A 26955-nucleotide genomic window follows, 5' to 3' on the forward strand; every position below is an offset into this window, starting at 1 on the left:
GTCATCTACCGCGCGCATGGTGAACAGGCGAGCGTGATAGGATGCCGCGCCTATTTGGAGGATCCATGGCCGAACACGATTTCCGCTTCAGTTTGCTGAGCCCACAACACACCCTGATCGAATGCCGCGCCCTGGTGCCCGGTCGTTATCAAGTCACCGGCAATGGTGGCTCGATCAAGCATGGCGACGTGCTGATCGTCACTTTGCGCGGCAGCAAGACCCTGTCGATGCGCCTGACCGTCGAAGGCGATGCGCGCTACTCCATCCGCCCGGCCGGGCAATGGGTTGCCATGGCGCAAGGGCCGAAGTTCGGCGAGCTGGAGATTCACACCTGGAAGGTCAATTGCGACAGCTGCGACGCCGTGCTGGAGTTTGAGTTCGCAGTGGAAACCAAGTTGACCAAGGAACCGTTGCAACCGGCCGCCACTGCGCGCATTGCCGAGTTGGGCTGGGCCACCGTCGGCGACACGCACCGTTGCCCGAAATGCCAGCAGGCCGCGCCATGAAGAGCCTGCTGATGGTCGCAGCGCTGGGCGCAGGCCTTGCCGGCTGCGCCAGCGACGAGGTCAAGCTCAAGCAGGATCACAGCTACATCGTGGAGTGGATCGGCGAGCGGCCCCTGATGGATTACGCCCACCTGACCGTGACCCTCGGTGCCGATGGCCGGGCCTATGGCAATGGCGGCTGCAACCACTGGTTCGCGCCGTACAGCCTGGACGGTGACAAACTCAGCTTCGGCAAGATCGGCAGCACCCGCAGGCTGTGTGCCGAAGCCCTGATGGAGCAGGAACAGCGCTTCTTCAAGGCCCTGGAAACCGTGCAACGCTGGGACATCTCGCCCATCGAGCAGACCCGTTTCTGGCCTGCCGAGGGCAAGCCACTGCGTTTGTGGCTGGAAGAAGGCTGATCCGTTGGCGATTGCGGTGTGCCGGGCATACCGCAATCGCCAGCGAGCAACCGTTTAGCCGCGCAGTTCCTTGAGCTTGGCCAATACCCCCGCCGCCGTCTGCTCGCCCAACATCTGCGCCCGCACCTTGCCCTTGTCATCAATGATGTAGGTCACCGGCAACGCTTCGCTGCGCGGGATATCAAAAATCGCCTCGGGGTTCTGTGCCAGTACCGTGAACTTGATGCCCAGCTTCTCGCTGGCGCTCTTGAGCTCTTCGCCCTGCACATTATCGAAGTTGACGCCGAACACGCTGACCGGCTGACCCTTGAGCTGCTCGGCCAGGGCGTTGAGCTCGGGGATTTCGATGCGGCACGGGCCACACCATTCGGCCCAGTAATTGATCACCAACCATTGTTTGTCGACGCGCTCGGACGCGACTTTCTGGCCGTATTGGTCAACGCCATAATCATTGCCGCAGCCGCTGAGCAGGAGTGTGGTGATAACTGCCAGTGCGCCTATCAGTCGCCGTGTCATGGGGTAATCCTTAGCAAAAATGAACGTGGGCTGCGGCCGATCGCCTCTTACGGTTTAAGGACACGCCGCAGCGCAGGTAGAATACCCGCCACCTTACGCAAGATGCGACCCGCACATGACCGATCTGACGCTTTATCACAACCCGCGCTGCTCGAAATCCCGCGGTGCGCTCGAACTGCTGCAGGCCCGTGGCCTCACGCCGAACGTGGTGCGCTACCTGGAAACCCCGCTGGACGCCACGCAGCTTGAAGCCCTGCTCGGCAAGCTGGGGATCAGCGCCCGGCAATTGCTGCGCACCGGCGAAGACGAATACAAGACCCTCAACCTGGCCGACGCCAGCCTCAGCGAGGCGCAATTGATTGCCGCCATCGCCGCCCATCCCAAGCTGATGGAACGGCCGATCCTGGCCACTGCCGACAAGGCCGTGATTGGCCGGCCGCCAGAAAACATCCTGGAGCTTCTGCCGTGAGCGCGCCCTACATCCTGGTGCTGTATTACAGCCGCAACGGCTCGGTCAGCGAAATGGCCCGGCAGATTGCCCGAGGCATCGAGCAAGGCGGCCTGGAAGCGCGCCTGCGCACCGTGCCGGCGATCTCCAGCGAGTGCGAAGCCGTCGCCCCGAGCATCCCGGCCGAAGGCGCGCTGTATGCCAGCCTCGACGACCTGAAGAACTGTTCGGGCCTGGCCCTGGGCAGCCCGACGCGCTTTGGCAACATGGCCGCGCCCTTGAAGTACTTTCTCGACGGCACCAGCAACCTGTGGCTGACCGGCGCCCTCGTCGGCAAGCCGGCCGGGGTCTTCACCTCGACCGCCAGCCTGCACGGCGGCCAGGAAACCACCTTGATGTCGATGCTGCTGCCGTTGCTGCACCACGGCATGCTGATCACCGGCCTGCCCTACAGCGAACAGGCCCTGCTCGACACCCAGGGCGGCGGTACGCCCTACGGCGCCAGCCACCATTCCGGCGCCGACGGCAAACGTGCCCTGGACCCCCATGAAATCGCCCTGTGCCGTGCCCTGGGCCTGCGCCTGGCGAAGACTGCGGCGAAACTGGAGAGTGGCCGTGGCCAAGAAGCCTAAAGTCCTGCCGGCCCAGGCCTGGCTGGAACCCCGGGTCAAAGTGGCACGGGCCTTGAGTCTGCTGGCGTTTTTCGGCCTGGTGGGGTTGCTCTGCGTGTATTACCTGCTGATCGCCGACCTGCATGGCGCACGGCCCTGGGTCATCCTGCTGATCGAACTGGTGCCGTTGCTGATCCTCGCGCCGGGCATGCTGATGGGCAGTGCGCGCGGGCATTCGTGGATGTGCTTTGTGGTGAACCTGTATTTCATCAAAGGCGCCCTGGCGGCCTATGACCCGAACCGCCAGTGGTTTGGCGTGCTGGAGATGCTGGCAAGCCTGGCGGTGTTCTGCACAGCGCTGCTGTATGTGCGCTGGCGGTTCCAGTTGAATCGGCGGTTGGCGGGGGAAGGTCAGCCAGCCTGAGGGTTATATGGGGCCGATCAGGCCCCATCGCGGTCTCAATGGTTGACGGTAAACGCCAGCATCATCGACAACTGGCACATCGGCCGCCCACTCTCGGCATGCCACTGGTTGAACGCCGCCTGTACCGTCGCCAGGTCCCGCAGGCTGGTGGGGGCCTTGTCGACAATCTCCTGCGCATTCAATGCCGCAACCACGTCATAACTCGGCACGAACGTGTCCTTGCCGACCATGCGCAAGAAGCGTGGCGCCGACAACCCGCCCAGTTGATGGCCGTGCTTGCTCAGGTATTTCCACAAACCGACGATATCGGTCACCGGCCAGTCGGCGATCAATGCCGCGAAGCTGCCCTTTTCCTGCTCGACGTCGAGAATCATCTGCGCATTGCGCGGCACGCTCTTGAGCTTGCCCAGGTGGCGGATGATCCGCGTGTCTTGCATCAGGCGCTCAAGGTGCTCGGCGCCCATCAGCACGACTTTCTCAGGATCGAAGCCGAAGAACACCTGCTCGAACGCCGGCCATTTGGCGTCCACCACACTGTGCTTGAGCCCGGCGCGGAACACCCGCAGCGACAGAGTCGACAGGTAGCGGTCGTCGCTGATCTGGCGCAGTTGCGCCGGGGTCTTGGGCACGGGCAGGTGGGCTTCCAGCTCGGCTGCCGAACCAAAGCGGTTCAGACAGTATTCGTGCAGCCATTTGTAATCGCGCATGCCCTCTCCTACGGGTTGAAATGAAAACGGCGCCCATCAGCGCCGTCTGTCAGAGCCTGGAAAAGGCTCAGAGGTTCACAATGTTGACGAAGCGCGAAGCCGCAGTTTCGTCGATGCGCAGGCTGGTGAAGTCAAACAGGTTGCGGTCGGCCAACTGCGAGGGGATCACGTTCTGCAGGCTGCGGAAGATGCTTTCGGTACGCCCCGGCGTCTTGCGCTCCCACTCCTGGAGCATGTCCTTGACCACCTGGCGCTGCAGGTTCTCCTGGGAACCGCAGAGGTTGCAGGGGATGATCGGGAATTGCTTGAAGTCGGAGTAGGCCTGGATGTCCTTCTCGTTGCAATACGCCAGCGGGCGGATCACCACGTTGCGCCCGTCGTCAGCGCGCAGCTTGGGCGGCATGGCCTTGAGGGAGCCGTTGAAGAACATATTGAGGAAGAAGGTCTCGACGATGTCATCGCGGTGATGACCCAGGGCCATCTTGGTTGCACCGATTTCATCGGCAAAGGTGTACAGCGTGCCACGGCGCAGGCGCGAACACAGCGAGCAGGTGGTCTTGCCTTCCGGAATCAGCTCCTTGACCACCGAATAGGTGTCTTTCTCGACGATGTGGTACTCGATGCCCAGGGTCTTGAGGTAGGCCGGCAGCACGTCCTCGGGGAACCCGGGCTGCTTCTGGTCCATGTTGACGGCCACTATGTCGAATTTGATCGGCGCGACCTTTTGCAGGTGCAGCAGCACGTCCAGCATGGTGTAGCTGTCTTTGCCGCCGGACAGGCAGACCATGACCTTGTCGCCCTCTTCGATCATGTTGAAGTCAGCGACAGCCTCACCGGCCAGGCGCCGCAGGCGTTTTTGCAGTTTGTTCTGATTGACGGTAAGGGTGCCCATGGCGCTTGGATCCGCGAAAAGGTGTGGGACGAAAAGCCGGGTATTTTAACGATATGAACGACCGAGTTCCAATGTGGGAGGGGCTTGCTCCCGATGGCGGTAGGTCAGTCGACAAATTCATGGCTGACCCACCGCCATCGCAGGCAAGCCAGCTCCCACAGGGGGCTGCATTCCACGTCACAGACCCAGGCGCGATTAAGCCCAGTGTTTACAGCGCAATTTGCTCTAAAGCCCCACACTTTTTCCGGTCATGACTTCCTATACTGCGACATAAGGTCGCACACATATCCAGACCTTTCAGGCCACTTGGCCGGCGGGCGCTCCGCTTGGGGGGCGATGGCAATAACGACAGGAGTGACTGGCATGATCCATCACGTCGTGGGGCTTTTCACCCATCCCGACCAGGAATGGCGGGAAATTCGTGGCGATAAAGAAGAAAGCATCGGCCACATGTACCTCACCCATACGCTGATTCTCGCGGCGATCCCCGCCGTATCAGCTTTTATCGGCACCACCCAGGTCGGCTGGGTCATCGGCAATCGCTCCCCGGTCATGCTGACCCAGGAAAGTGCGCTGTGGATGACCATCATGTCCTACCTGGCGATGCTCGGCGGCGTTGCGGTAATGGGCGCCTTCATCCACTGGATGGCGCGCACCTATGACGCCAACCCCAGCATGGCGCGCTGCGTGGCGTTCGCCACCTATACCGCCACGCCCCTGTTTATCGGCGGGCTGGCAGCGCTGTATCCGCATATGTGGCTGGGCATGATCGTCGGTACGGCCGCCATCTGCTACACGGTGTACCTGCTCTATGTGGGGCTACCGACCTTTATGAGCATCGACCCCGATGAAGGCTTCCTGTTTTCCAGCTCGGTACTGGCGGTAGGCCTGGTGGTCCTGGTGGCGATCATGGCGTTTACCGTGATTGTCTGGGGCCTGGGCGTCGGTCCGATCTACACCAACTAGCCGTCTTTTCAGCGCAGGAACAGCCACCGCAAGGTGGCTTTTGCGTTATGCATGACCATTCGGCGCCTGACCGATTCGGAAACACCCCTGGATGCGGCATACTGGACATCTCTGGAGATATGTACAGCATGCCCGAGCAACTCAATACCCGCGTCGAAGATTGTTTCCTGCAAGCCGAATCCTTTTTCAAACGAAGCTTCAAACGCCCCCAGGTCAGCCTCAAGCTGCGTGGGCAGAAAGCCGGTGTCGCGCATTTGCACGAGAACCTGCTGCGCTTCAATCCCCAGTTGTACCGGGAAAACAGCCAACACTTCCTCAAACAGACGGTGGCCCACGAAGTGGCGCACCTGATCGCCCACCAATTGTTCGGCGAGCGCATCCAGCCCCATGGCGAGGAATGGCAGTTGATCATGCGCGGGGTCTACGAACTGCCGCCCGATCGCTGCCACACCTATGAGATTCAGCGTCGGCGGGTGACCCGCTATATCTATCGGTGCCCGTGTGCCGACAGTGACTTCCCGTTCTCGGCCCAGCGCCATGGGTTGGTGAACCAGGGTCGGCGGTACTTGTGCCGCAAGTGTCGGGGGACGTTGGTGTTTACCGGGGAGACTCGGGTGGAGTGAGGTTTTGGGGTGGTTTCACTGGCCCCATCGCGGCATAGGTATCTACACATCTTTTTAGTGATTCCTAGGTTTGTGTACATATCCGTTGCTGGGGTTACGGCGGCTATTGGTTCCGCCCTTACGGCGGCTCACTTTGGAAGAGCCGGAGTGCCGGCCCAGCCCAAAGTAAGCAAATGTATGGTCAGCCCACCCCCTGCAACCACAGACGATGAGCGGTAAAGCATGCTTGCGCTAATGTATCCGGGCTCATAGTCGGCAGTTTCACCGCTTGGCCCTTGATGAATAGTCGCTCCCGCCTGTCCTTGAAAAGGGCTTCAGCTTCAAAAGCTGTTTTGCTTACCAGGTTCTCAGGCGAGATTTGAGCTGTTTATCGTCATCATCGTTGTCGTCGCAAAAGCCGGTAGTGTTTCGATCAAGTCATCAACTGCGCGTTGTAGCTACCTCCGCGAGCTAAAACGGCCCATACGATTCTTGCTAGTTTATTGGCCAGGGCGCAGGCAACCTTGTTTGGGTGCTTTCGCGTCAGCAGGTCTCGGCACCAAGCCCCCAAGGCGTCGTTGCGTTTATCTATGCGCACCAAAACTGCCCGCGAGCCTTGAACCAAGAGCTTTCGAAGGTATTTATCACCACGTTTGCTGATGTTCAAAAGGACGGTTTGGCCACCTGTTGAGTACTGCCTTGGCACCAGCCCCAGCGAAGCAGCGAAGTCTCGCGCTGAGTGAAAATTGGAAGCGTCCCCGACGTCGGCCAGCAGCGCGCTAGCGATGATGGGGCCGATACCGGGGATGCTCATTAGGCGTGTTCCCGCGTCATCAACTGCCACCTGTTCCTTGATGCTGTGGTCGATGGACTTAATCTCTACCGTAAGCCGTTTGATGTCTTCCAACAGATGCTCGATAAACTGCGTCAACTGTTGAGGCAACTCAGCGGCAGGGTCATCCAGTATTTGATGAATTTGGTTCATGGCGGCTTTGGTCGCCGGTAGCGCAATTCCAAATTCCAGCAAGAATCCGTGGATACGATTGATGGTTTGAGTTCTTTGGCATACCAATGCCTCTCGGAGGCGGTGCTGGGTCGAGAGCACCTGCTGTTCCACCGTCTTGATCGCAACATAGCGTGCCTTGGGACGGGACGCCGCCTCGCAAATTGCCTCGGCATCTATGTAGTCATTTTTATTGCCGGTGACGTACGGTTTCACATGCTGCGGAGCTATAAGTTTCACCTGGTGGCCGAAGGAAATAAGCTTCCTGGCGAGCCAATGTGAGCCGCCGCAGGACTCCATTACTATCGTGCAGGGCTCAAGCTTTGCCAGGAACTGAAGCAGTCGATTTCGATTGAACTGCTTGCGCAGCACCTCATGGCCGCGTACGTCGTGCCCTACGAGGTGAAAGGTGCTTTTTCCAATATCAAGACCAAGTAATGCCAAGCTGTTCATGAGCGGTCTCCTTAGCGAAAGTGGGCCTTCCGGTAAGTCTAGATTTACCGGGGGCCCGTGCCGGGCTGACCATCTCATTAGGGCTCTTGCCCCACCACTCGGCACCTCGCCCAGGCTCGGTGTGCCCGTCATCCGACATTGATTTGGGGGGCCGCCGCGATGGGCCATCCATGGCCCAGCGCGGCTAAACCGGCGTCCTGCCGGTTTACCCCCCAAATCAAAATCGGATGACGGCCAGCGTGGTTTAACGGGGCGCCTCAGATCAAAAGCAAAGCGAGGCGGCCTGACAGCCGACCTGATCGTCGAGGCGTGCGCATACACCTGTGGGAGCTGGCTTGCCTGCGATGGTCGTTAACGATGACAAATGAATACCTGACACTCTGATGTGTTCTTTCGGGCGTCATCGCAGCGATGCGGCGATCCGACAAGCCAGCTCCCACAGGGAATGCAGTTTCGCGCTTTGGGATTGCTGTTGCTCTGCTTTTGATCTGGCTTTTGATCTCAGGCGCCCCGTTAAACCACGATGGCCGCAGGCAGGTATTGCGCAGTGGGCACCCCGGCATGGATGCCGGGGTAGCCGCGACACGGCCAGGGATGGCCGATCGCGGCGGGCCCACGGAGCAATGCCTGACTGCGGGCATGCCGAGCCTAGGCGAGGCACCGAGTGGTGGGGCAAGAGCGCTTTGCTTACTTTGGCGCTTCTCCAAAGTGAGCCGCCGTAAGGGCGGAACCAATAGCCGCCGTAACCGCAGCAACGGATATGTACACAAACCCAATCAGCACTAGATAAAAGAGTTGTCTAGATACCCATGCCCGCGATGGGGCCCGAACAGCCACTACCCCACCACCTTGGCCCCCCGCAGCTCGGCTATCCGCTGAGTACTGAAACCCAACTCCCCCAGCACCTCATCACTGTGCGCCCCCACCGCAGCACCGATATGCCTCGGCTCCGGCACCCCTTCGGAAAACTTCAGCGGGCAGGCCATCTGCGCCTGGAACGAGCCATCCCCGCGGGGCACCTGGCTCACCAGCTCGCGGGCCTGCAACTGCGGGTGCTGCAGGGCTTCGCCCAGACTGAGCACCGGCTCGACGCAAGCATCGACCCCGGCAAACAACGCACACAGCTCCTCGAAGCTGTGCCGCTCAAACTCCACTTGCAGCGCCTGCTTGAGGGCCTTTTGCTGTTCGGGCTTGGGCGACAAGCCCTGGGCCGCCAGCTCCGGGCGCCCCAGCGCAGTACACAATTGCTGCATAAACCCCGGCTCCAGGCTACCCACCGACAGCCAGCGCCCGCCCCGCGAGCGGTAGTAATCGTAGAAGCTGCCGCCATTGAGCACCTGGTCTTCGCGCCCAGGCTCCACCCCACACGCCAAGTAAGCCGCGCCGGCCATGGCGTTGAGGCTGAAGGCGCAGTCGGTCATGCTCACATCCAGGTACTGCCCCAGCCCACTGTGCTGACGCGCAATCACCGCCGCGAGCAGGCCGACCACGGCATGCAACGAGCCGCCGCCCACATCCGCCAATTGCACACCCAGGGGCACTGGGCCGCTGTCCTGGCGCCCGGTGTAGCTGGCGACGCCGGACAAAGCCAGGTAATTGATGTCATGCCCGGCGCGGTCCTTGTAGGGGCCGGTCTGGCCATAGCCGGTGATGGACACATAGATCAGCTTCGGGTTGATCGCCTTCAACGCTTCATACCCCAACCCCAGGCGCTCCATGACCCCAGGGCGGAACTGCTCCAGCACGATGTCGTACTCCGCCACCAGTTGCCGCACGATCTCCAGCGCCTCGGGCTGCTTGAGGTCCAGGGCCAGGCTGCGCTTGTTGCGGTTGAGGTAGGCATGGCTGGCCGACACGCCACGGTCGTGGGGCGGCAACACCCGCAGCAGGTCCATGCGCGTGGGGGATTCGATGCGCAGTACCTCGGCGCCCATGTCTGCCAACAGCAGCGAAGCAAAAGGCCCCGGCAGCAAGGTCGAGAAATCCAGCACTTTGAGGGACGCCAAGGGGCCTGACATGGGAGCTCCGATTCCGATTCGATGGAACACAGAGTAGGCAATCTTGCGCGGCAGCGGCAATCACCGTAAGCATCATCGACAGTGACCGTTGTGCTCGTACGCCCATAAAAAAACCCATCCGAAGATGGGTTTTTCAGTACTGCGTCAGCGTTTACTTAAGCGCTGGTGCCGGGCCTTCGGCCACGCCCAGGTCATCCAGTTCGCGGGTTTCGGAGATACCGGTACCGCCGGAAGCCAGCTCGCTTTGCAGCTTGTCGGTGTCCAGTTCCTTGACCCACTTGGCCACAACGATGGTCGCTACGGCGTTACCGACCAGGTTGGTCAGGGCACGGGCTTCGGACATGAAGCGGTCGATACCGAGGATCAGCGCCAGGCCGGCAACCGGCAAGTGGCCAACCGCCGACAGGGTTGCGGCCAGTACGATGAAACCACTACCGGTCACGCCAGCAGCGCCTTTGGAGGACAGCAGCAGCACCAGCAGCAGGGTGATCTGGTGGGTGATGTCCATGTGGGTGTCAGTCGCCTGGGCGATGAACACGGCAGCCATGGTCAGGTAGATCGAAGTACCGTCGAGGTTGAAGGAGTAGCCAGTCGGGATAACCAGGCCCACCACCGACTTCTTCGCACCCAGGCGTTCCATCTTGATCAGCATGCGTGGCAGTGCGGACTCGGAGGAGGAAGTCCCGAGTACGATCAGCAGCTCTTCACGGATGTAGCGCACCAGTTTCAGGACGCTGAAGCCGTGGGCGCGGCAGATGCCACCCAGGACTACCAGCACGAACAGGATGCAGGTGATGTAGAAGCAGATCATCAACTGGCCCAGTTGCACCAGCGAGCCAACACCGTAGGCACCGATGGTGAACGCCATGGCGCCCAGGGCACCGATCGGCGCGAGCTTCATGATCATGTTAATGATGTTGAACATCACGTGGGCGAAGCGATCAATGAAGTCCAGCACTGGCTTGCCGTAGGCACCCAGGCGATGCAGGGCGAAACCGAAGATCACCGAGAACATCAGCACTTGCAGAATATCGCCGTTGGCGAAGGCGCCGACGATGGTGTTGGGGATCACGTTGAGGATAAAGCCGACGATGCTCTGGTCTTTACCGGCAGTGACGTAGGCTGCGACTTTCGAAGCGTCCAGGGTCGCAACGTCGATGTGCATGCCAGCGCCTGGCTGCACCACGTTGACCACCACCAGGCCGATCAGCAGGGCGATGGTGGAGACGATTTCGAAGTACAGCAGCGCGTAGCCGCCGGTCTTGCCCACCGACTTCATGCTCTGCATGCCGGCGATGCCGCTGACAACGGTACAAAAGATGATCGGGGCGATGACCATTTTGATCAGCTTGATAAAGCCGTCACCCAATGGCTTGAGGGCCACACCGGTCTGCGGGTAGAAGTGACCGAGCAGGATACCGATAACGATGGCAACGATTACCTGGAAATACAGGGTTTTGTAGAACGGCTGACGAGTCGTCATTGCAAAGTTTCCTCAAGAGTCCCGTGGGGCAAATATCCGCCATTGCCCACGACACTTGAATTGCGAACCCTCCTGCACTGGAGGGATTTGTTTTGGCGAGCTGCTGGCTGGCAGATCTGTATTCCTTATCGCAAACGGCGTGCCACTTTCCGCAAAAGCCCTGGAGCCCACAAACCATGGGCCTGTCGGCTGTGCATCGGCAGCATTCTTGGTTGAGTCAGGTGGCGGATATCCGCCCATCACTCCAATCTCGTCCTACAATTTGGCGGATATCCGCCTTGTCCGCCCCTGGCGCGATGGCTACCATCGGCCACTCAATGGACGAGGCCCCTGCATGCGCGAACGCACCATCGCCAGTCATTACGCCCGCGCTGCCCTGGGCGGCGCGCGCCGGGCCGGCTACGATTACTCGAGCCTGTTGCAGCAGCTGGGGATTGCCCCGGAACTGCTGGCAGAACCCCGTGCGCGCATCGCGCCAGAGCAATTCACGCAGCTGTTGCAGCGGTTGTGGCAGGCGCTGGATGACGAGTACCTGGGCTTTGCCGATGGACCGAGCAAGCGCGGGACTTTCGCCATGATGTGCCACGCATTGATTCATTGCCGCACCCTGGAGAAGGCGCTGGAGCGCGGATTGTTGTTCTACAGCCTGTTCCCCCAGGGGCCGCGCTGGCGGTTGAGCCGTGAAGGCGACATGGCACGCCTGAGCCTGGATGACTCGCACCTGTGGGATCCGGATCACTTTTTGAGCGAGTCCCTGCTGGTGATCTGGCATCGCCTCGGCAGTTGGCTGATTGGCCAGCGTATCCGCCTCGAGCAAGCGACCTTCAGCTACCCGATGCCGGCCCATGCCAGCGAATACGACCTGCTGTTCCCTTGCCCGCTGGTGTTCAGCGCGGCCAGCAGCAGCCTGGTGTTCCCCAGTCGCTACCTGAACCTGCCGCTGTTGCAGGATGAACGCACCCTCAAACACTTCCTCGAACGCTCCCCCGCCGACCTGCTGTCCCGGCCAGACGAAGGCGACAGCCTGAGCAGCCAGCTACGTCGCCTGCTAAGCCGCGACCGCACACCCTGGCCAGACCTGGAAGCCGTGGCACAGCACCTGCACATCAGCCCGCAGACCCTGCGCCGGCATTTACGGGAGGAAGGCACCAGTTTCCAGGCACTCAAGGATGAATTGCGCCGCGATATTGCGATTTTTCATCTGGGGCGGGCGGATTTGTCGTTGCAGGAAATTGCCGAGCAACTGGGGTTTTCCGAGCCGTCGGCGTTTCATCGGGCGTTCAAGAAGTGGACGGGGGTGACGCCGGGGGCTTATCGGGCGCAGGAGAGTTGAAGATGCAGTGTTTGGTCGGGCGTCATCGCAGGCAAGCCAGCTCCTACATTTTGATGTGCGAACACAGTTAAATGTGGGAGCTGGCTTGCCTGCGATGGGGCCGGCGAATCAATAAAGGTCACAGCGCCGGAAAATGAATCCTGAACGCCGCGCCCCCTAAAGGAGAGTCCCCCAGGGTCAACCGCGCGCCATAGCTTTCAATAATGTCCTTGACCACCGCCAACCCGATCCCCTGCCCTGGATGCTGGCGATCCAGGCGTTCGCCGCGCTGCAGGATCCGCGCGCGCTGGTCGGGTGGCACGCCGGGGCCATCGTCTTCGATGCACAAGCGCACGCCATCGGCACTTTCATCCAGGGTCACGCGCACCTCGCTCAGGCACAGGCGGTAGGCGTTTTCCAGCAGGTTGCCAAGCAATTCCAGCAAAGCGCCCTGCTCGATGGGCACATCGCATTGCTCCGGCAACGCAAAAGACACCCGCACCCGCTTGTCGCGGTAGACCTTGTCCAGGGTGTCGCACAGGCTCTGCAACACCGGGCGCAGGCGCACCTGGTGACGCACCAGGCCACTTTTGCGCAGGCTGGCACGCTGTAACTGGTAGCTGATCTGCTGGCTCATGCGCTCGATCTGCGACTGCAGCACCCGCGCCTGCTCAAGGTCCTGGGGGCGCTGGGCCATGTCTTCACTCACGCCCTGCAATACCGCCAGCGGGGTTTTCAGGCTGTGGGCCAGGTCATCCAGGGAGTCGCGGTAACGGGTGCGCTGCTCGCGCTCGCTGTGCAGCAGGCGGTTGAGGGAACCGGTCAGGCGCAGCAGCTCCCTTGGGTGTTGCTCGCTGAGGCTTTCGCGGGTGCCGCCTTCGATTTCATCCAGCTCCTGGCTGAGCCGGCGCAAGGCCTGCAAGCCCCAGGTCAGGCCGATCCACAACAGGCTCAACAACACCAGCAAGGCGGCGCCGAAGCCCAGGTAGAGGTTTTCCCGTAGCCCCTCAAGGGTCACCTGGTATTCGCGCACCGGTTGCAGGGCGACGATACTGAACGCCGCGCTCTTGCCCCCCAGCAGCTTGACCTCGACGTCGTACACGAAGAATTCCTGGCCGTTGGCCTCGCGAATCTTCGCAAACTCGCTGCCGCGCCCGTCGTAGCGTGGGCGGTAGTTGATGTTTTTTTCCCTGGTGGCCCGCGAACGCCAGACCAGATGGCCTTCGCGGTCATAGATGTAGCCCAGCAGGCGGCTGTCGGTCAGGTTGAAGCGCTCATCGGGCAACTGTGCCGGCATCAGCAAGCGGTTGTTATCGACCCGCGCGGCAGAAATCAGCGTGGTCACATCCGACGCCAGGCGCTGCTCGATGGAATCCTGCAACGCCAGGCTGAACGCGCCCTGCATCGCCGGCAACAGCCCCAGCATGAACAACACGGCCAGGGTGGTGGCCGCCAGCATCAGGCGCACACGGAGCGAACGGATCAACGGCAGCGCTCGTTAAACAGGTAGCCCAGGCCGCGCACGGTGTCGATGGGCTTGAACCCGGCCGGGGCCTCGAGCTTGCGACGCAGGCGACCGACCAGCACTTCGATCACATTCGGATCGCGCTCGTCGTCATCGGGATAGAGCTGTTCCATCAACCGATCCTTGGCCACCACTTGTTGGTGGTGGCGCATCAGGTATTCGAGGATCCGGTACTCATAGGCCGTCAGCGCCAGGGGCTGCTCGTCGAGGGACGCCTGCTTGCGGTTGAGGTCCAGCAGCAACGGGCCGGCGACGATGGTCGATTGGGTAAAACCGCTGGAGCGGCGCAGCAGTGCGTTCATCCGCGCTTCCAGCTCTTCGAACTGGAACGGCTTGACCACATAGTCGTCAGCCCCGGCGGCCAGGCCTTCGACCTTGTCCTGCCAGTTGCCGCGTGCCGTGAGAATCAGGATCGGGAAGGTCTTGGCCTGGGCCCGCAATTGACGGATCAGGTCCAGGCCGCCCATGCCTGGCAGGCCCAGGTCGATGATCGCCAGGTCATGATTGAATTGCCCGGTCTGGTACAGCGCTTCTTCGGCGTTAGCCACGGCTTCGACCACGTGGCCGCTGTCGCCAAGACGGGTCAACAGGTGATGGCGCAACAACGCCTCATCTTCGACAACCAGCAATTTCATAACACTCTCCAAGGCCAATCCACTGTCCTGCAGGGAAACATCATAGCGGCCCTGCAGGTATGCTTGCGCAGTTTACGGCCATTGAACTGAACACAGTCTGAACCGGCGGGCTACCCAGGTGTGTGCCGCCCCGTGCAGAATAGCCGCCATGAACCCGATACCCGCCTGCTGCACCCCACTTGATGACCATTGGCCGCTGCCCGACACGTTGCCCGGCACGGTGTTCCTGAGCACCCGCTTCGAGCCTAAATTGCTTGAGGCCGGCGACTTCCAGCGCTGCGCCGTGCCGCCACCGGCCAGTATCCAGCGCTCGGTGGCCAAGCGCCAGGCCGAGTTTCTCGCCGGCAGACTGTGTGCCCGCGCCGCCTTGCAACAGCTCGAAGGCCTGGACTGCATCCCCGCCATCGGCGAGGACCGCGCCCCGGTATGGCCCGGCCATATCAGCGGTTCGATCACCCACAGCACCGGGCACGCCGCGGCCATCGTCGGGCATAAGTCGCAATGGCGCGGGCTGGGCATGGACCTGGAAAACCTGCTGTCCCTTGAACGGGCCGAGCGCCTGGCCGGGGAAATCCTCACCCCGGATGAACTGCAACGCATGGCCGCCGGGCCACGAGAGCAGATTGCGCAATGGGTGACGCTGACGTTTTCGGCCAAGGAGAGCCTGTTCAAGGCGCTCTACCCGATCGTGCAGAAGCGCTTCTATTTTGAACATGCCGAGGTGCTGGAGTGGTCTGAGGCAGGCTCGCTGCGCCTGCGGTTGCTGACGGACCTGTCCAGTGAGTGGTGTTATGGCAAGGAGCTGGAGGCGCAGTTTGTGGTGCACGAGGGGCAGTTGTTGAGTTTGGTGGCTATCGGCGCCTGATAGATAGCTACCGCAGGCTCAAGTTTTGTCCTGGTCCCGAGGCCAACTCAGGCTGAAGCAGGCGCCACCCAGGTTGTTGCTCTTGCTGATCAACGCCCGCCCGCCGTGCCAGTAGATAATCCGCCGCACAATCGACAAGCCCAGGCCATGCCCGCCCGAGGCGCGGGTGCGGCTGTCATCCAGGCGCAGGAAGGGGGTAAAGATCCGTTCCCAGGCACTTTCCGGAACTCCCGGGCCATCGTCTTCGACGTCGATACGGCATCGCACCTGGCCCACCTGGTAGCTGATCAGCACCCGCGACTGGGCATGGCGCATGGCATTGCTCACCAGGTTTTGCAGGGCGCGGTGCAGGTAGCGCGGCTCGGCATCGACCCAGGCAGCGTCCAGATGGGCCGATGACAGGCACACCCCCCGCGCCACTTCGATCCCCGGCCGCAGCGGCGCCAGTTCCTCGATCACCTGATCGAGCAAGGCACTCAGGTCGACCCGCTGGAAACTCAGGGCCGGCGAGCCCTGCTCCAGGCGCGCATAGGTCAGCATCTCATCCACCAGGCCGTCGAGGTCCTGGATATCGCTGTCCATGCCTTCCATATATTTACGCCGGGCTTCGGGCGTGGCGGCGTCGCCGATCATCTCCAGGCCAAAACGCAGGCGCGCCACCGGCGTACGCAGCTCATGGGACACCGCGCGCACCAGTTCGCGCTGGATCGCCAGCAGGCGCTGCAAGTGCTCGGCCATGCCATTGAAGGCCGCCGCCAGACGCCCTACCGAGTCAGCCCCGCGCGCCGGCACCCGGGCTTCCAGGTTGCCTTTGGCGATGCGCGTGGCTGCCGCCTCCAAGCCACGCAGGCGGCGCTCCAGTTGACGCACCAGCAAGTACACGATCAGGCCGATCAGGGTCAGGCCGATCAGGGCAATCAGCACCAGCCATTGCGCCGGATAAGGGTTCATTTGGTACAGCGGGCCGATTTCCAGAACCCATGGCGTGCCGACCATGCCGGCAAACACGCGGATTGAGTCGCCACCCTTGCCCAGGGCCATCACCGTATCGCCTTCGGCCACGCGACGCCGCTGGTCCTCGTCCATATCGGCTTCATCCAGCTTCAGCAGGTGCATTTCAAAGCCGAAGCCCTTGGCCTCTTTCAAGTCAGCCAAGCGTTGCGGCTGCTCGGCCACCGGAAACCGCACCAGTTCGTCGGCCAGCAAATAAATGGTGGCCCGGGCCAATTGCTCGCTGATCTGCTGCACTTCGCCGCTGAGCAGCAGTTCCTCTTTCTCACTGACCAGGCGCAAGACCCGCGCCGCATGGGGTCCGGTCTGCTCCACCAGGACCTGGCCGCGTTGCAGGCGATTGCGCTGGCTCAGGTCCAGGCGGGCGTCCGCTACCGCCTGCAATTGCAAGGGAATCCCCAGCAACCGCTCCCACACCGCCAGGGCGCGCTGGCGCTCGATACTGCTCATCGGTTGCAGGTTGTCGCCCATCAGGGCAAAGGTGCCGTGGGCCAGGCGTTCGCGGTACTGGCCGCTGCGCACCTCATTGAGCAGGTGCAGGGCCAGGACGCCGAGCAGCGCCACCAGGATCAGCGCCGCGCACATGCCGCCGTAGATGCGCAGGAAGATCGAGTTCACGGCAGCATATCGGCAGCAGCTTCGGGGACGAACAGGTAGCCTTTGCTGCGAATGGTCTTGATCAGGCGCGGGTGGATGGGGTCGTCGCCGATTTTCGGGCGGATCCGCGAGATGCGCACGTCAATGGAGCGGTCCTGGCCGTCGTAGCCGATGCCGCGCAGGGCGGTGAAGATTTCTTCGCGGGACAGGATACGTCCGGCATTGGCCACCAATAACCACAGCAGGTCGAATTCGGCGCTGGTCAGTTCGATGCCGCCGTCGTGCAGCCAGGCTTCGCGCAGGGCGTTGTCCACCACCAGCGGGCCGAACTGCAGGCGCCGCTGCTTTTCCGGGACGGCGGGCTCGGGGCTTTCGCTGCGCCGCAGCAAGGCCTGGATCCGCGCCAACAGCAGGCGCGGGCGCACCGGCTTACACACATAGTCGTCGGCGCCCATGTCCAGGCCCAGGACCTGGTCCATGTCGTCGGTTCGCGCGGTAAGCATCAGGATCACCCCGTCGTAGCGCTCGCGCACCTTGCGGCAGATGCTCAGGCCGTCTTCGCCGGGCAGCATCAGGTCGAGGATCACCAGGTCCGGCTGCTCGGCAATGATCCGCGCCACCGCCTGGGCCCCGTCGCCCTCTATCGAGACCCGCAGGCCGTGGCTTTCCAGGTAGTCACGGGTCAACTCAGCCAGACGCTGGTCATCCTCGACAATCAATACCTGCCAGGCTTCTTGCTCCACGGGTGGTCCTCGTTTTTATAAGCGATCTGTCAGGACTGCGCAGGTTCAAATGTGGCAGCGGGCAAGCCAGCCCCCCTATTTTGATCTTCGCCAGCCGTACCTAATTTGTCATGCACAAAGGGCATAATCGTGTAGGAATGAAGGCCGATTGTAGCCATGGCCCCGCCCTCAAACACAAGCCAGGAAATGCATTCGGTGATCGCCTTTTTTTGTGATAGGGTTCGCGCCCGCAAAAATCCAAGCGGGTGTTCTCGGCTTGGCATATTCGGTGACAAACGGTGCGATGCAGCAGTACTGCGGCCTACACGGCGGTTCCACCTTTCATACACATTTTACCCACAGCGTTATCCACAGGTAGTGCGTTGCTAAGCCTTCCAAAACGCATTATCTTGTACCTCGTCGCTAAAAAAACCCTACATGTAGGGTTTCAAGCGAAAAGACCAAACACAAATCAGACAAGAAACTCAAGCCCTTTCTTGCTCCTGTTTGGTGGAACTTAAACCTTTTTCGAAAGCCCAAACCGCGCACGCGGATGGCTGCTGTTTTCCAACCCCGAATGGGAGAAAGCGGTACGGGTGTTGCAATACAAGCAACACCCACTCAGGAATACGGCAAAGAGCTTAAGGCTCGGAACCGAAGACTTCGGCATGGAAGCGGCGCGAACAGCTCCCTTCCTCCTGCCCCGAGGTTGTTATGCCAGGCCAAGGCCTGTTGTAAGTGCTTCAGGACGGAACGGTGGGCACCGTGATGGTGCCCAAATAAATATAGAATGTGGAGACACCCCCCCATGCAAACCGACACAACTCGCGAGAACCCGCAAGGCTCCGTGCCGCAGGCCGCTGATTCGAATATGGATCTGTCCGCCACCGCGCCCGGCCAATTGCGCGTGATCAAGCGTAACGGCACTGTCGTTCCTTATACCGATGACAAAATCACCGTCGCCATCACCAAAGCGTTTCTTGCAGTTGAAGGCGGCACCGCTGCCGCTTCGTCGCGTATCCACGACACCGTTGCCCGCCTGACCGAACAAGTTACCGCGACCTTCAAGCGTCGCATGCCCTCGGGCGGCACCATCCACATCGAAGAAATCCAGGACCAGGTCGAACTGGCCCTGATGCGTGCCGGCGAGCAGAAAGTGGCCCGCGACTACGTGATCTACCGTGATTCGCGCGCCAAGGAGCGTGCCGTACACGCGCCGTCCGCCGAAGCCGTGCAAGCTCACCCGTCGATCCGCATCACCCTGGCTGATGGTTCGTTCGCGCCGCTGGACCTGGGCCGCCTGAACACCATCATCACCGAAGCCTGCGAAGGCCTGGAAGAAGTCGACGGCGACCTGATCCAGCGTGAAACCCTGAAGAACCTGTACGACGGCGTGGCCCTGACCGACGTCAACACCGCCCTGGTGATGACCGCCCGTACCCTGGTCGAGCGTGAGCCGAACTACTCGTTCGTCACCGCCCGCCTGCTGATGGACACCCTGCGTGCCGAAGGCCTGGGCTTCCTGAAAGTCGCCGAGAGCGCGACCCACCACGAAATGGCCGACCTGTACGCCAAGGCCCTGCCTGCCTACATCGCCAAGGGTATCGAGTTCGAATTGCTCAACCCGATCCTGGCCACCTTCGACCTGGAAAAACTCGGCAAGGCGATCAACCACGAGCGTGACCAGCAGTTCACCTACCTGGGCCTGCAAACCCTGTACGACCGTTACTTCATCCACAAGGACGGGATCCGCTTCGAACTGCCGCAAGTGTTCTTCATGCGCGTGGCCATGGGCCTGGCGATCGAAGAGAAGAACAAAGAAGACCGTGCCATCGAGTTCTACAACCTGTTGTCGTCCTTCGACTACATGTCGTCGACCCCGACCCTGTTCAACGCCGGTACCCTGCGTCCACAGCTGTCGAGCTGCTACCTGACCACCGTGCCGGATGACCTGTCGGGCATCTACCACGCGATCCACGATAACGCCATGCTGTCCAAATTCGCTGGCGGCCTGGGCAACGACTGGACGCCGGTGCGTGCACTGGGTTCGTACATCAAGGGCACCAACGGCAAGTCCCAGGGCGTCGTGCCGTTCCTCAAGGTAGTGAACGACACCGCCGTCGCAGTGAACCAGGGTGGCAAGCGCAAAGGCGCGGTATGTGCCTACCTGGAAACCTGGCACATGGACATTGAAGAGTTCATCGAGCTGCGCAAGAACACCGGTGATGATCGTCGTCGTACCCACGACATGAACACCGCCAACTGGATCCCTGACCTGTTCATGAAGCGCGTCTTCGATGACGGCCCGTGGACCCTGTTCTCGCCATCCGAAGTGCCGGACCTGCACGACCTGACCGGCAAGGCCTTCGAAGAGCGTTACGAGTACTACGAAGCCCTGTCCCAGTACCCAGGCAAGATCAAGCTGTTCAAGACCATCCAGGCCAAAGATCTGTGGCGCAAGATGCTGTCGATGCTGTTCGAAACCGGCCACCCATGGTTGACCTTCAAAGACCCGTGCAACCTGCGCAGCCCGCAGCAGCACGTGGGCGTGGTCCACAGCTCGAACCTGTGCACCGAGATCACCCTGAACACCAACAAGGACGAGATCGCCGTCTGCAACCTGGGCTCGATCAACCTGCCGAACCACATCGTCAACGGCAAGCTGGACACCGCCAAGCTGGAACGCACCGTCAACACCGCCGTACGCATGCTCGATAACGTGATCGACATCAACTACTACTCGGTGCCACAGGCGCAGAACTCCAACTTCAAGCATCGTCCGGTCGGCCTGGGGATCATGGGCTTCCAGGACGCTTTGTACCTGCAGCACATTCCTTACGGTTCGGATGCTGCGGTCGAGTTCGCCGACAAGTCCATGGAAGCGGTCAGCTACTACGCGATCCAGGCTTCCTGCGACCTGGCCGACGAGCGCGGCGCCTACGAGACGTTCCAGGGTTCGCTGTGGTCCAAGGGCATCCTGCCGCTGGACTCGCAACAGATCCTGATCGAGCAGCGTGGCCAGAAGTACATCGACGTTGACCTGAACGAATCCCTGGACTGGGCACCGGTACGTGCCCGTGTGCAGAAAGGCATTCGTAACTCCAACATCATGGCCATCGCACCGACCGCGACCATCGCCAACATCACCGGCGTATCGCAGTCGATCGAACCGACCTACCAGAACCTGTATGTGAAATCGAACCTGTCGGGCGAATTCACCGTGATCAACCCGTACCTCGTCCGCGACCTGAAAGCCCGCGACCTGTGGGACTCGGTAATGATCAACGACCTGAAGTACTACGACGGTTCCGTGCAGCAGATCGAGCGCATCCCGCAAGAACTCAAAGAGCTCTACGCGACCGCCTTCGAAGTGGACACCAAGTGGATCGTTGACGCCGCCAGCCGTCGTCAGAAGTGGATCGACCAGGCCCAGTCCCTGAACCTGTACATCGCCGGCGCTTCGGGCAAGAAACTCGACGTGACCTACCGCATGGCTTGGTACCGTGGCCTGAAAACCACTTACTACCTCCGTGCCCTGGCCGCGACCAGCACCGAGAAGTCGACCATCAACACCGGCAAGCTGAACGCTGTATCCAGCGGCAACCACGGTGACGATTCGGTACTCGCTGCTCCAGCCGGCCCGGCACCAGTGCCAAAGGCCTGCGCGATTGACGAGCCGGATTGCGAAGCTTGCCAATAAGCTGAGCCTGCCCTGGGTTTAAATCCCTAGGCTGAAAAGCCCTCGATATGCCCAGTGGTGTATCGGGGGCTTTTTTTGCCTGGCAAAAAACCCGGCCCAGGCTAGATCAACACAGTCGCCAGGCCCGACTGAGGTACACCGCCTCGCCGCCCCCACAACTCGATGCGGCCATCAATCACGGCCATTGAGTGGCCGTTGTATTCCACGGTTCCCACCTTGCTGTTTCTCAAGTCGGCATCGGTCGCCGGCCGGTAAAGCCCCTTCAGGCCCAAACGATCCAGCCCCTCGCGGGAGTATTCACCATCGTTGAGGCTGTCCATCGCAGCCGTGAAACTGCGTCCGGCCGTGCCGTCGTTGTTTTCCATCTGTGCGCGCTTGGCACTTGCGGCATACAGGAAGTTGGCATCGGTCAACATCTGAGGGTCGTCACCCTTGAAACGAGCGTGTGTGGCCGCCTGCTTCAATTCGTCCTTGGTAAAAGACACCTTGACCCCATCGCGCATGGTCACTTCATAGCCGTTGGCCGTCTCCTTCACCTCCTTGAAGATGTCCGTAGGTTTCTGGCCGTACCGCATCATGGCGGCCTTTATCGCCGAAACGGTAATGCAGTTGCCATCATCGCCCTGGCTGAAGCCGCTCCAGATATTGCTCGGCTTTTCCCCGGGGTTACTATTGTCCGGTTTGTAGTTGTAATACTTTGAGCCTTCGGTAATCGGCTTATTGCTCATGGACTCGGTGGGGCCAAACCCACGCGGACTCACTCTACCGCCACCGCCGCCGCCACCCCCGCCGCCACCTCTTGGCGATGGCGGGGTCGGCGGTGCTACATCCTCGGGAAACCATTCCTCCAGCAACCGCTTGAGAAACTCAAGAAACTTGTCATCAGCGTCTTTGATCTCACTGTTGAGAATTTCCTTGAATTTCTCGTCACCCAGCTTCTCGCGCAGCGCATTCAACTTGTCGCGTAGATCCTGAACCGTCTGGGTCCTGGCGCCTTGCTCAGCATCGAACATCTGGCGCAGCGACGTCGTGACCGTAGACTCTGCGCTTACGGACTGGGCAGGCGATGGCACGCTTGATGCTGCAGGTACAAACATTGCGCGCCCAGCACCTGGCGCAGACACCCCAGAACTCCACATTCTCAGCCCCCCTGATGGATGAGCCCGCAGGGCTCTGGACCAATCAGTGGCAAGGCAGAAGCGGCGTGTTCCTTCCTAAGGATTTCACCGCGTTACCTGACGCGTCGCGGGGGATTTTCCAACGCCCACAAAAAAGCCCCTCTTCCGAGGGGCTTCTTGTCGAGCGCTAGCGCATCACGTCATCTGAATGATGGTCTGCATGATGGTGCTCTGGGTGGAGATCGTCTTGGCGTTCGCCTGGTAGTTGCTCTGGGCCTTGATCAGGTCCACCAGCTCATTGGTCAGGTTGACGTTGGAGTTCTCCAGGGAGTTGGCCACGATCGAGCCCAGGGTCCCGGCTTCCGGTGTATCGTAGCCAGGCTGGCCCGAGGCAAAGGTTTCTTTCCAGGTGGTGCCACCGGCAGGCTGCAGGCCTTGCTCATTGTTGAAGCTGGCCAGGGAGATCTGGCCGATGGCCTTGCTCTGCTGGTTGCTGAAGGTGGCGAACAGCACACCGCTGCCGTCGATTTTCAGCCCGGTGATTTCGCCGGTGGCATAGCCATCAGTGATCGGCGGGTTACGGTAGCTGGCCGAGTTGTACTGAGTGATGTCGGACATGTTGATCGCGATACCGCCCGGGTTGGCAGCAGCCCCGTTGTCAGGGTTCCACACGCCATTTTCCATGACGCCCGGCTTCCAGTCGCTGATGGTCAGGGTGGTATTGGATACGGTGCTTGGCGGGGTAATGATCCCCGTCAAGGTGCCTGAGGTATCAAATGTCACCGTGGAGGCCACCGGAGCAACCGCACCGGTTCCCTTGAGCGGCGTACCGTCAGGGTTACGTCCGTCGATCAGGGTGTAGGAGTTCCAGGTATTGGAGCCGGTTTTCACCATGTACTGCACCATCTCATGGGCGTTGCCTTGAGTGTCATACAAGGTGGTGCCGTACTGCTCGGTAAACGAGCTCGCTACAGTCGGGTCAAACGGGTTGGTCGTCTGGTCGATCACCGGTTTGGAGGAGTTCAGGTTGCTGCTGGAGTCAACCTTGGTCGACGCTTTAGGCGGCAGGTTGGACAGGTTGATCCGCAGATCGGTCAGGCCGCTCTTGGAAATCTTGCCATCTTCATCGGCAGCATAGCCCTGCAGGCGCGAGGTGCCGGTGTTGTTGGTGATGTAGCCGTCCTTGTTCGCCTGGAACGAGCCATTACGGGTGTATTCCAGCGAACCGTCGCTGCCCTTCTGCACGAAGAAGCCGCCGCCCTGGATACCCATGTCCAGCACGCCGCCGCTGCCGTTGACTTCACCCTGGGTGAACTGCTGGGAAACGGCCGCCAGGTTCACGCCGGTGCCAATGGTTTTATTGCCGGTGCCCAGGCGGGACGCGGCATAAATGTCGCCGAATTCTGCGCGGGACGACTTGAAACCGGTGGTCGCGACGTTGGCGATGTTATTGCCGGTCACATCCAGTTGTTTGTTGGCCGCATAGAGGCCGCTAAGGCCGATATTAAAAGACATGTTTCTCTCCTCTTGCCGTATTTAGCCGGCTCTATGTACCGATAGTCTGAATTTGCGACAGCTTGATGCTGCCCATGCCGCCAGAAAGATTGAGCAGCATTTCGCCGCCGGTCTGGCTCAAGGTCACGCTGGTGACCGTGGCCGGCAGCGAGGTTTTCAGGGAGACCGAATCACCGGCGTCATTCTTGGTGCTGGCTGCGAAGGTGTAGGTGCCAGAATCAAGCTGCTCGCCCGCTTCGTTTTTACCGTCCCAGATAAAGTCCGACTTGCCGGCGCTCTGGGCGCCCAGCTCGATGGTCTTGACCAGCTTGCCGTCCTTGTCGGTGACCTTGACGGTGACACTGCCCACCGACGCCCCCACGGCAACCGAGCCGGTAAAGCTCTTGCTGGTATCAACCAGGGCCTTGTCGGTTTCAATAATCACCGAGCGCCCTACCAGCGAAGACGCTTGCAGCGCTTGCGACGACTTATAGTTGCCGGTGATGGTGTTCACCGAGTCGTTCAAGGTGTTGATGCCTTCCAGGCTGCTGAACTGCGCCAGTTGGGCCACGAACGCGCCGTTGTCCTGGGGCGACAGCGGGTTCTGGTTCTTCAGCTGGGTGACCAGCAGTTGCAGGAATGCATCCTTGCCCAGGGACTGGTTGCCCGAGGCCGCCTTGGCCGTATCGGCCAGGTTGCCCTGAGTGGACTTGGCATCCTTGACCTTGGAGTCGAACAGACTCTGGACCGTCGAGTTACTCGACACATCGTTAGTGACGGACATGCTTTAGCGCCCCTTATCACTGACCGAGGGTCAGGACCTTCTGCATCATGGCTTTGGCGGTGTTCATCATTTCCGCGTTGGTCTGGAACGAGCGACTGGCGGAAATCATGTCAGCCATTTCCTCGACCACGTTGACGTTGGGGTAGTACACGTAGCCCTTTTCGTTCGCAGCGGGATGATTGGGTTCGTAGCGGGCGTCGAGGTTGCTCTGGTCTTCGACCACACCCAGCACCTGCACGCCCTGGCCGGCAGCATCCTGGCTCTGGAACAACGAGTCGCTGCCGCCGTTCTGACCGGCCTGGAACATGGTGGCGAACACTGGGTGCCGGGCGCGATAGGTCTGGTCGATGCTCGACGACACCGTTTCGGCGTTGGCAATGTTACTGGCGACCGTGTTCAGACGCGTGGTCTGGGCGCTCATGCCACTACCGGCAATATTGAAAACACTGGATAGAGACATGGCTTATTCTCCGCGCAGGGCTGACATCAGCCCTTTGAATTTGCTGTTGAGCAGGGTGAAGCTGGCCTGGAAGTTCACCGAGTTCTCGGCGTAGTTCGATTGTTCCAGCTGCGCGTCGACCGTGTTCTGGTCGATCGACGGCTGCATCGGCGTGCGATACATCAGCGACTCATCGCCACTGCTCAGGCCCTGCGCTTCGATATGACGGTTATTGGTCATGTTCAAGGCGAAGGAGCCGTTCTTGGTCTTGTCGCTCTGTGCGGCGAGCACGGCGGCAAAGTCCAGGTCCCGAGCCTTGTAGTTCGGGGTATCGGCGTTGGCGATGTTGTTAGCCAGGACTTCGGCACGCTGGGCGCGGAAGCCCAGGGCCTGTTCATGGATACCGAGCGCTTTATCGAAGCTGATGCTCATGGCGGAAACCTTTAGGGGCTGACCTGCTTTTCTGTAACAGGGTTATAGCAAGCGCCATGCCAGGTTTTTCAGAGCCCATAAATCAAGGGCTTAGGGAGATATTGCCGGTGGCAATGCCGGAAAAGCGGCAACGCTTGACCGCGAAACGTCAGGAAAGCGGCAATGGGTGTTGCCGTTTTATGCCGGGGAGATAATCGATGGCGTTGCCGCCAGCGATGGCCGGCCGGGACCTTTGGTTGACGATGAGCAACCAAAGGTCTTTTCTTGCAAGGTTTCCACTATCGGCATCACGCGCCTTAAAGGCGCCATCAAGTCAAAAGGATTACGTTTTCCTTAAATACGACGCCGTTTCCGGTCATGGTTCCCCTCTGGACCCTGCCGCCCTTGCTCCCCCAGTGATCCTCTACCCCTCCAACCACCACCATCGAATGGGCCGTACCGGGCCCCGCGACGTCCTTCTCTATGATGCCCAGCCGGCCATTCTGCAGATCACTTACGGTTCCCTGCCGAATATGATCCTTCATGCCCAGCCGGATAAAGGCGTCCTTGGTGTGCTCACCATTGCCAAGGGAGTCCAGGGCCTTGGAAAAGTCATATTTCGAATTTTCATGGTTGGCTTCCTGTGCTTTCTTGGCACTGGTCGCATAGGCCAGGACTGCGGTCTTTTTCATCACAGGATCATTACCTTTAAAGCCGGCATGACGCTCTGCCGCCTCCATCTCCTGGCGAGTCAAATTCACCTCACTCCCGTCCTTCAACGTGATGTGGTAGCCATTCTGGGTTTCCTTCACATCCTTGAAGAGGTCGGTCTCCTTCTTGCCATAGCGCTCCATCATTGCCTTGATGGCTGAAACCGTGGCGCAGTTACCATTTCGCCCTTGAAAAAACCCTGCAAAAACATCCCCGGTATCTTTCCCGGCCTTGAGTCCGGCACGGACTGAATCGCCCCCTCCAAAAGAAGAGAAATCGTTTGTCGGTAGAGAGTCACTGGAGGCAAAAGAGTCGTAGCTAAAAGCCTGTCTCGAAACCCCACTATTGACCGGGGAAAAGCTGATGCTCGGCGCCCCGGACGCCTGAGTGCCAGGCATAGGGCTGGAACCTGCCCACCCCCTTGCCGCCCCTGCGGGGGGATCCTGCACACGCCGCGATTCAATAACCGGATCGAACGCAAAACGTGCACCTCCCGGACGATGCTCTGTCGAAATGTTTCCCATACCCTCCTCCTTCCGGTGAACGTGGCGATAAAGACTTCGCGCCCTCGTCAACACGGCTTACGTTTTGAACGAACGGA

26 protein-coding genes are annotated in these 26955 nt (G+C 60.6%); 10 read left to right on the forward strand and 16 right to left on the reverse strand.

The window, feature by feature from the left end; genetic code table 11:
- Window positions 1–65 precede the first annotated feature (65 nt).
- Window positions 66–506 carry a hypothetical protein gene (locus tag HU773_RS20575; RefSeq protein ID WP_057960412.1) on the forward strand — a complete coding sequence of 147 codons (441 nt, stop codon included), beginning with the start codon at window positions 66–68 and terminating at the stop codon, window positions 504–506.
- Complete coding sequence (locus tag HU773_RS20580) at window positions 503–907, forward strand: META domain-containing protein (protein WP_057960413.1); 405 nt, start codon at window positions 503–505, stop codon at window positions 905–907. The genes HU773_RS20575 and HU773_RS20580 overlap by 4 nt, the downstream gene beginning before the upstream one ends.
- Window positions 908–961: 54 nt before the next feature.
- On the opposite strand, the gene HU773_RS20585 is transcribed toward HU773_RS20580, so the two are convergent.
- A complete protein-coding gene (locus tag HU773_RS20585) occupies window positions 962–1423 on the reverse strand; it encodes a TlpA disulfide reductase family protein (RefSeq protein WP_057439622.1) in 462 nt (153 codons plus the stop codon).
- A 115-nt stretch (window positions 1424–1538) separates the two neighbouring features.
- On the opposite strand from HU773_RS20585, the gene arsC reads away from it, so the two are divergent.
- Genes arsC through HU773_RS20600 form a run of 3 tightly spaced genes read left to right on the forward strand, consistent with a single transcriptional unit; the run spans window position 1539 to window position 2906 of the window.
- Complete coding sequence (arsC, locus tag HU773_RS20590; RefSeq protein WP_057439623.1) at window positions 1539–1892, forward strand: arsenate reductase (glutaredoxin); 354 nt, start codon at window positions 1539–1541, stop codon at window positions 1890–1892.
- Window positions 1889–2503: an NAD(P)H:quinone oxidoreductase gene (gene wrbA, locus HU773_RS20595; RefSeq protein ID WP_057960414.1), complete on the forward strand. Its 615-nt coding sequence runs from the start codon at window positions 1889–1891 to the stop codon at window positions 2501–2503. Before arsC ends, wrbA begins: the two co-directional genes overlap by 4 nt.
- Window positions 2487–2906, forward strand: coding sequence for a DUF2069 domain-containing protein (locus tag HU773_RS20600; protein ID WP_057439625.1), 420 nt, complete (start codon window positions 2487–2489; stop codon window positions 2904–2906). Before wrbA ends, HU773_RS20600 begins: the two co-directional genes overlap by 17 nt.
- 35 nt (window positions 2907–2941) lie before the next feature.
- Here HU773_RS20600 and HU773_RS20605 read toward each other — a convergent pair whose 3' ends face one another.
- Together HU773_RS20605 and ttcA are read right to left on the reverse strand one after the other, a co-directional pair.
- Window positions 2942–3613: a DNA-3-methyladenine glycosylase I gene (locus HU773_RS20605; RefSeq protein WP_057960415.1), complete on the reverse strand. Its 672-nt coding sequence runs from the start codon at window positions 3611–3613 to the stop codon at window positions 2942–2944.
- A gap of 67 nt (window positions 3614–3680) precedes the next feature.
- On the reverse strand, window positions 3681–4505 hold the full coding sequence (ttcA, locus tag HU773_RS20610) for a tRNA 2-thiocytidine(32) synthetase TtcA (protein ID WP_057439627.1): 825 nt from the start codon (window positions 4503–4505) through the stop codon (window positions 3681–3683).
- A gap of 363 nt (window positions 4506–4868) precedes the next feature.
- Between ttcA and HU773_RS20615 the strand changes: the two genes are divergently transcribed.
- Window positions 4869–5471 carry a Yip1 family protein gene (locus HU773_RS20615; RefSeq protein WP_057960416.1) on the forward strand — a complete coding sequence of 201 codons (603 nt, stop codon included), beginning with the start codon at window positions 4869–4871 and terminating at the stop codon, window positions 5469–5471.
- A 128-nt stretch (window positions 5472–5599) separates the two neighbouring features.
- A complete protein-coding gene (locus HU773_RS20620; RefSeq protein ID WP_057960419.1) occupies window positions 5600–6094 on the forward strand; it encodes a SprT family zinc-dependent metalloprotease in 495 nt (164 codons plus the stop codon).
- Window positions 6095–6506: 412 nt separating this feature from the next.
- Here the strand turns inward: HU773_RS20620 and HU773_RS20625 are convergent, their stop codons facing one another.
- The 3 genes from HU773_RS20625 to HU773_RS20635 all read right to left on the reverse strand — a co-directional run bounded on the left by HU773_RS20625 (window position 6507) and on the right by HU773_RS20635 (window position 11030).
- Complete coding sequence (locus HU773_RS20625) at window positions 6507–7529, reverse strand: IS110 family RNA-guided transposase (RefSeq protein ID WP_120732161.1); 1023 nt, start codon at window positions 7527–7529, stop codon at window positions 6507–6509.
- An 836-nt stretch (window positions 7530–8365) separates the two neighbouring features.
- Entirely contained in the window at window positions 8366–9547 is a 1182-nt protein-coding gene (locus HU773_RS20630; RefSeq protein WP_057960420.1) for a CaiB/BaiF CoA transferase family protein, read from the reverse strand.
- Between the two features lie 151 nt (window positions 9548–9698).
- Entirely contained in the window at window positions 9699–11030 is a 1332-nt protein-coding gene (locus HU773_RS20635; RefSeq protein WP_057439678.1) for a dicarboxylate/amino acid:cation symporter, read from the reverse strand.
- Window positions 11031–11364: 334 nt separating this feature from the next.
- On the opposite strand from HU773_RS20635, the gene HU773_RS20640 reads away from it, so the two are divergent.
- Window positions 11365–12363 carry an AraC family transcriptional regulator gene (locus HU773_RS20640; protein WP_057960421.1) on the forward strand — a complete coding sequence of 333 codons (999 nt, stop codon included), beginning with the start codon at window positions 11365–11367 and terminating at the stop codon, window positions 12361–12363.
- A 118-nt stretch (window positions 12364–12481) separates the two neighbouring features.
- Here the strand turns inward: HU773_RS20640 and HU773_RS20645 are convergent, their stop codons facing one another.
- Window positions 12482–13828 (reverse strand): ATP-binding protein, encoded by a 1347-nt coding sequence (locus HU773_RS20645; protein WP_057960422.1) that lies wholly within the window; start codon window positions 13826–13828, stop codon window positions 12482–12484.
- Window positions 13825–14502, reverse strand: a complete 678-nt coding sequence (locus HU773_RS20650; protein ID WP_057960423.1) for a response regulator transcription factor — start codon at window positions 14500–14502, stop codon at window positions 13825–13827. The genes HU773_RS20645 and HU773_RS20650 overlap by 4 nt, the downstream gene beginning before the upstream one ends.
- A gap of 148 nt (window positions 14503–14650) precedes the next feature.
- On the opposite strand from HU773_RS20650, the gene HU773_RS20655 reads away from it, so the two are divergent.
- Complete coding sequence (locus HU773_RS20655) at window positions 14651–15367, forward strand: 4'-phosphopantetheinyl transferase family protein (RefSeq protein WP_057439681.1); 717 nt, start codon at window positions 14651–14653, stop codon at window positions 15365–15367.
- An 18-nt stretch (window positions 15368–15385) separates the two neighbouring features.
- Here the strand turns inward: HU773_RS20655 and HU773_RS20660 are convergent, their stop codons facing one another.
- Both HU773_RS20660 and HU773_RS20665 read right to left on the reverse strand, forming a co-directional pair.
- Entirely contained in the window at window positions 15386–16996 is a 1611-nt protein-coding gene (locus tag HU773_RS20660) for an ATP-binding protein (protein ID WP_057960424.1), read from the reverse strand.
- On the reverse strand, window positions 16993–17718 hold the full coding sequence (locus tag HU773_RS20665; RefSeq protein WP_057960425.1) for a response regulator: 726 nt from the start codon (window positions 17716–17718) through the stop codon (window positions 16993–16995). Before HU773_RS20665 ends, HU773_RS20660 begins: the two co-directional genes overlap by 4 nt.
- A 787-nt stretch (window positions 17719–18505) precedes the next feature.
- Here HU773_RS20665 and HU773_RS20670 point away from each other — a divergent pair.
- Window positions 18506–21397, forward strand: coding sequence for a ribonucleoside-diphosphate reductase subunit alpha (locus HU773_RS20670; RefSeq protein WP_057960426.1), 2892 nt, complete (start codon window positions 18506–18508; stop codon window positions 21395–21397).
- A gap of 101 nt (window positions 21398–21498) precedes the next feature.
- Here HU773_RS20670 and HU773_RS20675 read toward each other — a convergent pair whose 3' ends face one another.
- The 6 genes from HU773_RS20675 to HU773_RS20700 all read right to left on the reverse strand — a co-directional run bounded on the left by HU773_RS20675 (window position 21499) and on the right by HU773_RS20700 (window position 26878).
- Complete coding sequence (locus HU773_RS20675) at window positions 21499–22494, reverse strand: F0F1 ATP synthase subunit delta (protein ID WP_225923815.1); 996 nt, start codon at window positions 22492–22494, stop codon at window positions 21499–21501.
- 216 nt (window positions 22495–22710) lie between these two features.
- A complete protein-coding gene (flgE, locus tag HU773_RS20680; RefSeq protein WP_057960428.1) occupies window positions 22711–24030 on the reverse strand; it encodes a flagellar hook protein FlgE in 1320 nt (439 codons plus the stop codon).
- A 31-nt stretch (window positions 24031–24061) separates the two neighbouring features.
- On the reverse strand, window positions 24062–24793 hold the full coding sequence (gene flgD / locus HU773_RS20685; RefSeq protein WP_057960429.1) for a flagellar hook assembly protein FlgD: 732 nt from the start codon (window positions 24791–24793) through the stop codon (window positions 24062–24064).
- Window positions 24794–24809: 16 nt separating this feature from the next.
- Window positions 24810–25253 carry a flagellar basal body rod protein FlgC gene (gene flgC, locus HU773_RS20690; RefSeq protein WP_029294486.1) on the reverse strand — a complete coding sequence of 148 codons (444 nt, stop codon included), beginning with the start codon at window positions 25251–25253 and terminating at the stop codon, window positions 24810–24812.
- Window positions 25254–25256: 3 nt separating this feature from the next.
- Window positions 25257–25664: a flagellar basal body rod protein FlgB gene (gene flgB / locus HU773_RS20695; RefSeq protein WP_057439685.1), complete on the reverse strand. Its 408-nt coding sequence runs from the start codon at window positions 25662–25664 to the stop codon at window positions 25257–25259.
- Window positions 25665–25972: 308 nt separating this feature from the next.
- Complete coding sequence (locus HU773_RS20700) at window positions 25973–26878, reverse strand: hypothetical protein (protein WP_128593708.1); 906 nt, start codon at window positions 26876–26878, stop codon at window positions 25973–25975.
- Between the last annotated feature and the right edge of the window lie 77 nt (window positions 26879–26955).

This window comes from Pseudomonas shahriarae (assembly GCF_014268455.2).
GTDB lineage: Bacteria > Pseudomonadota > Gammaproteobacteria > Pseudomonadales > Pseudomonadaceae > Aquipseudomonas > Aquipseudomonas shahriarae.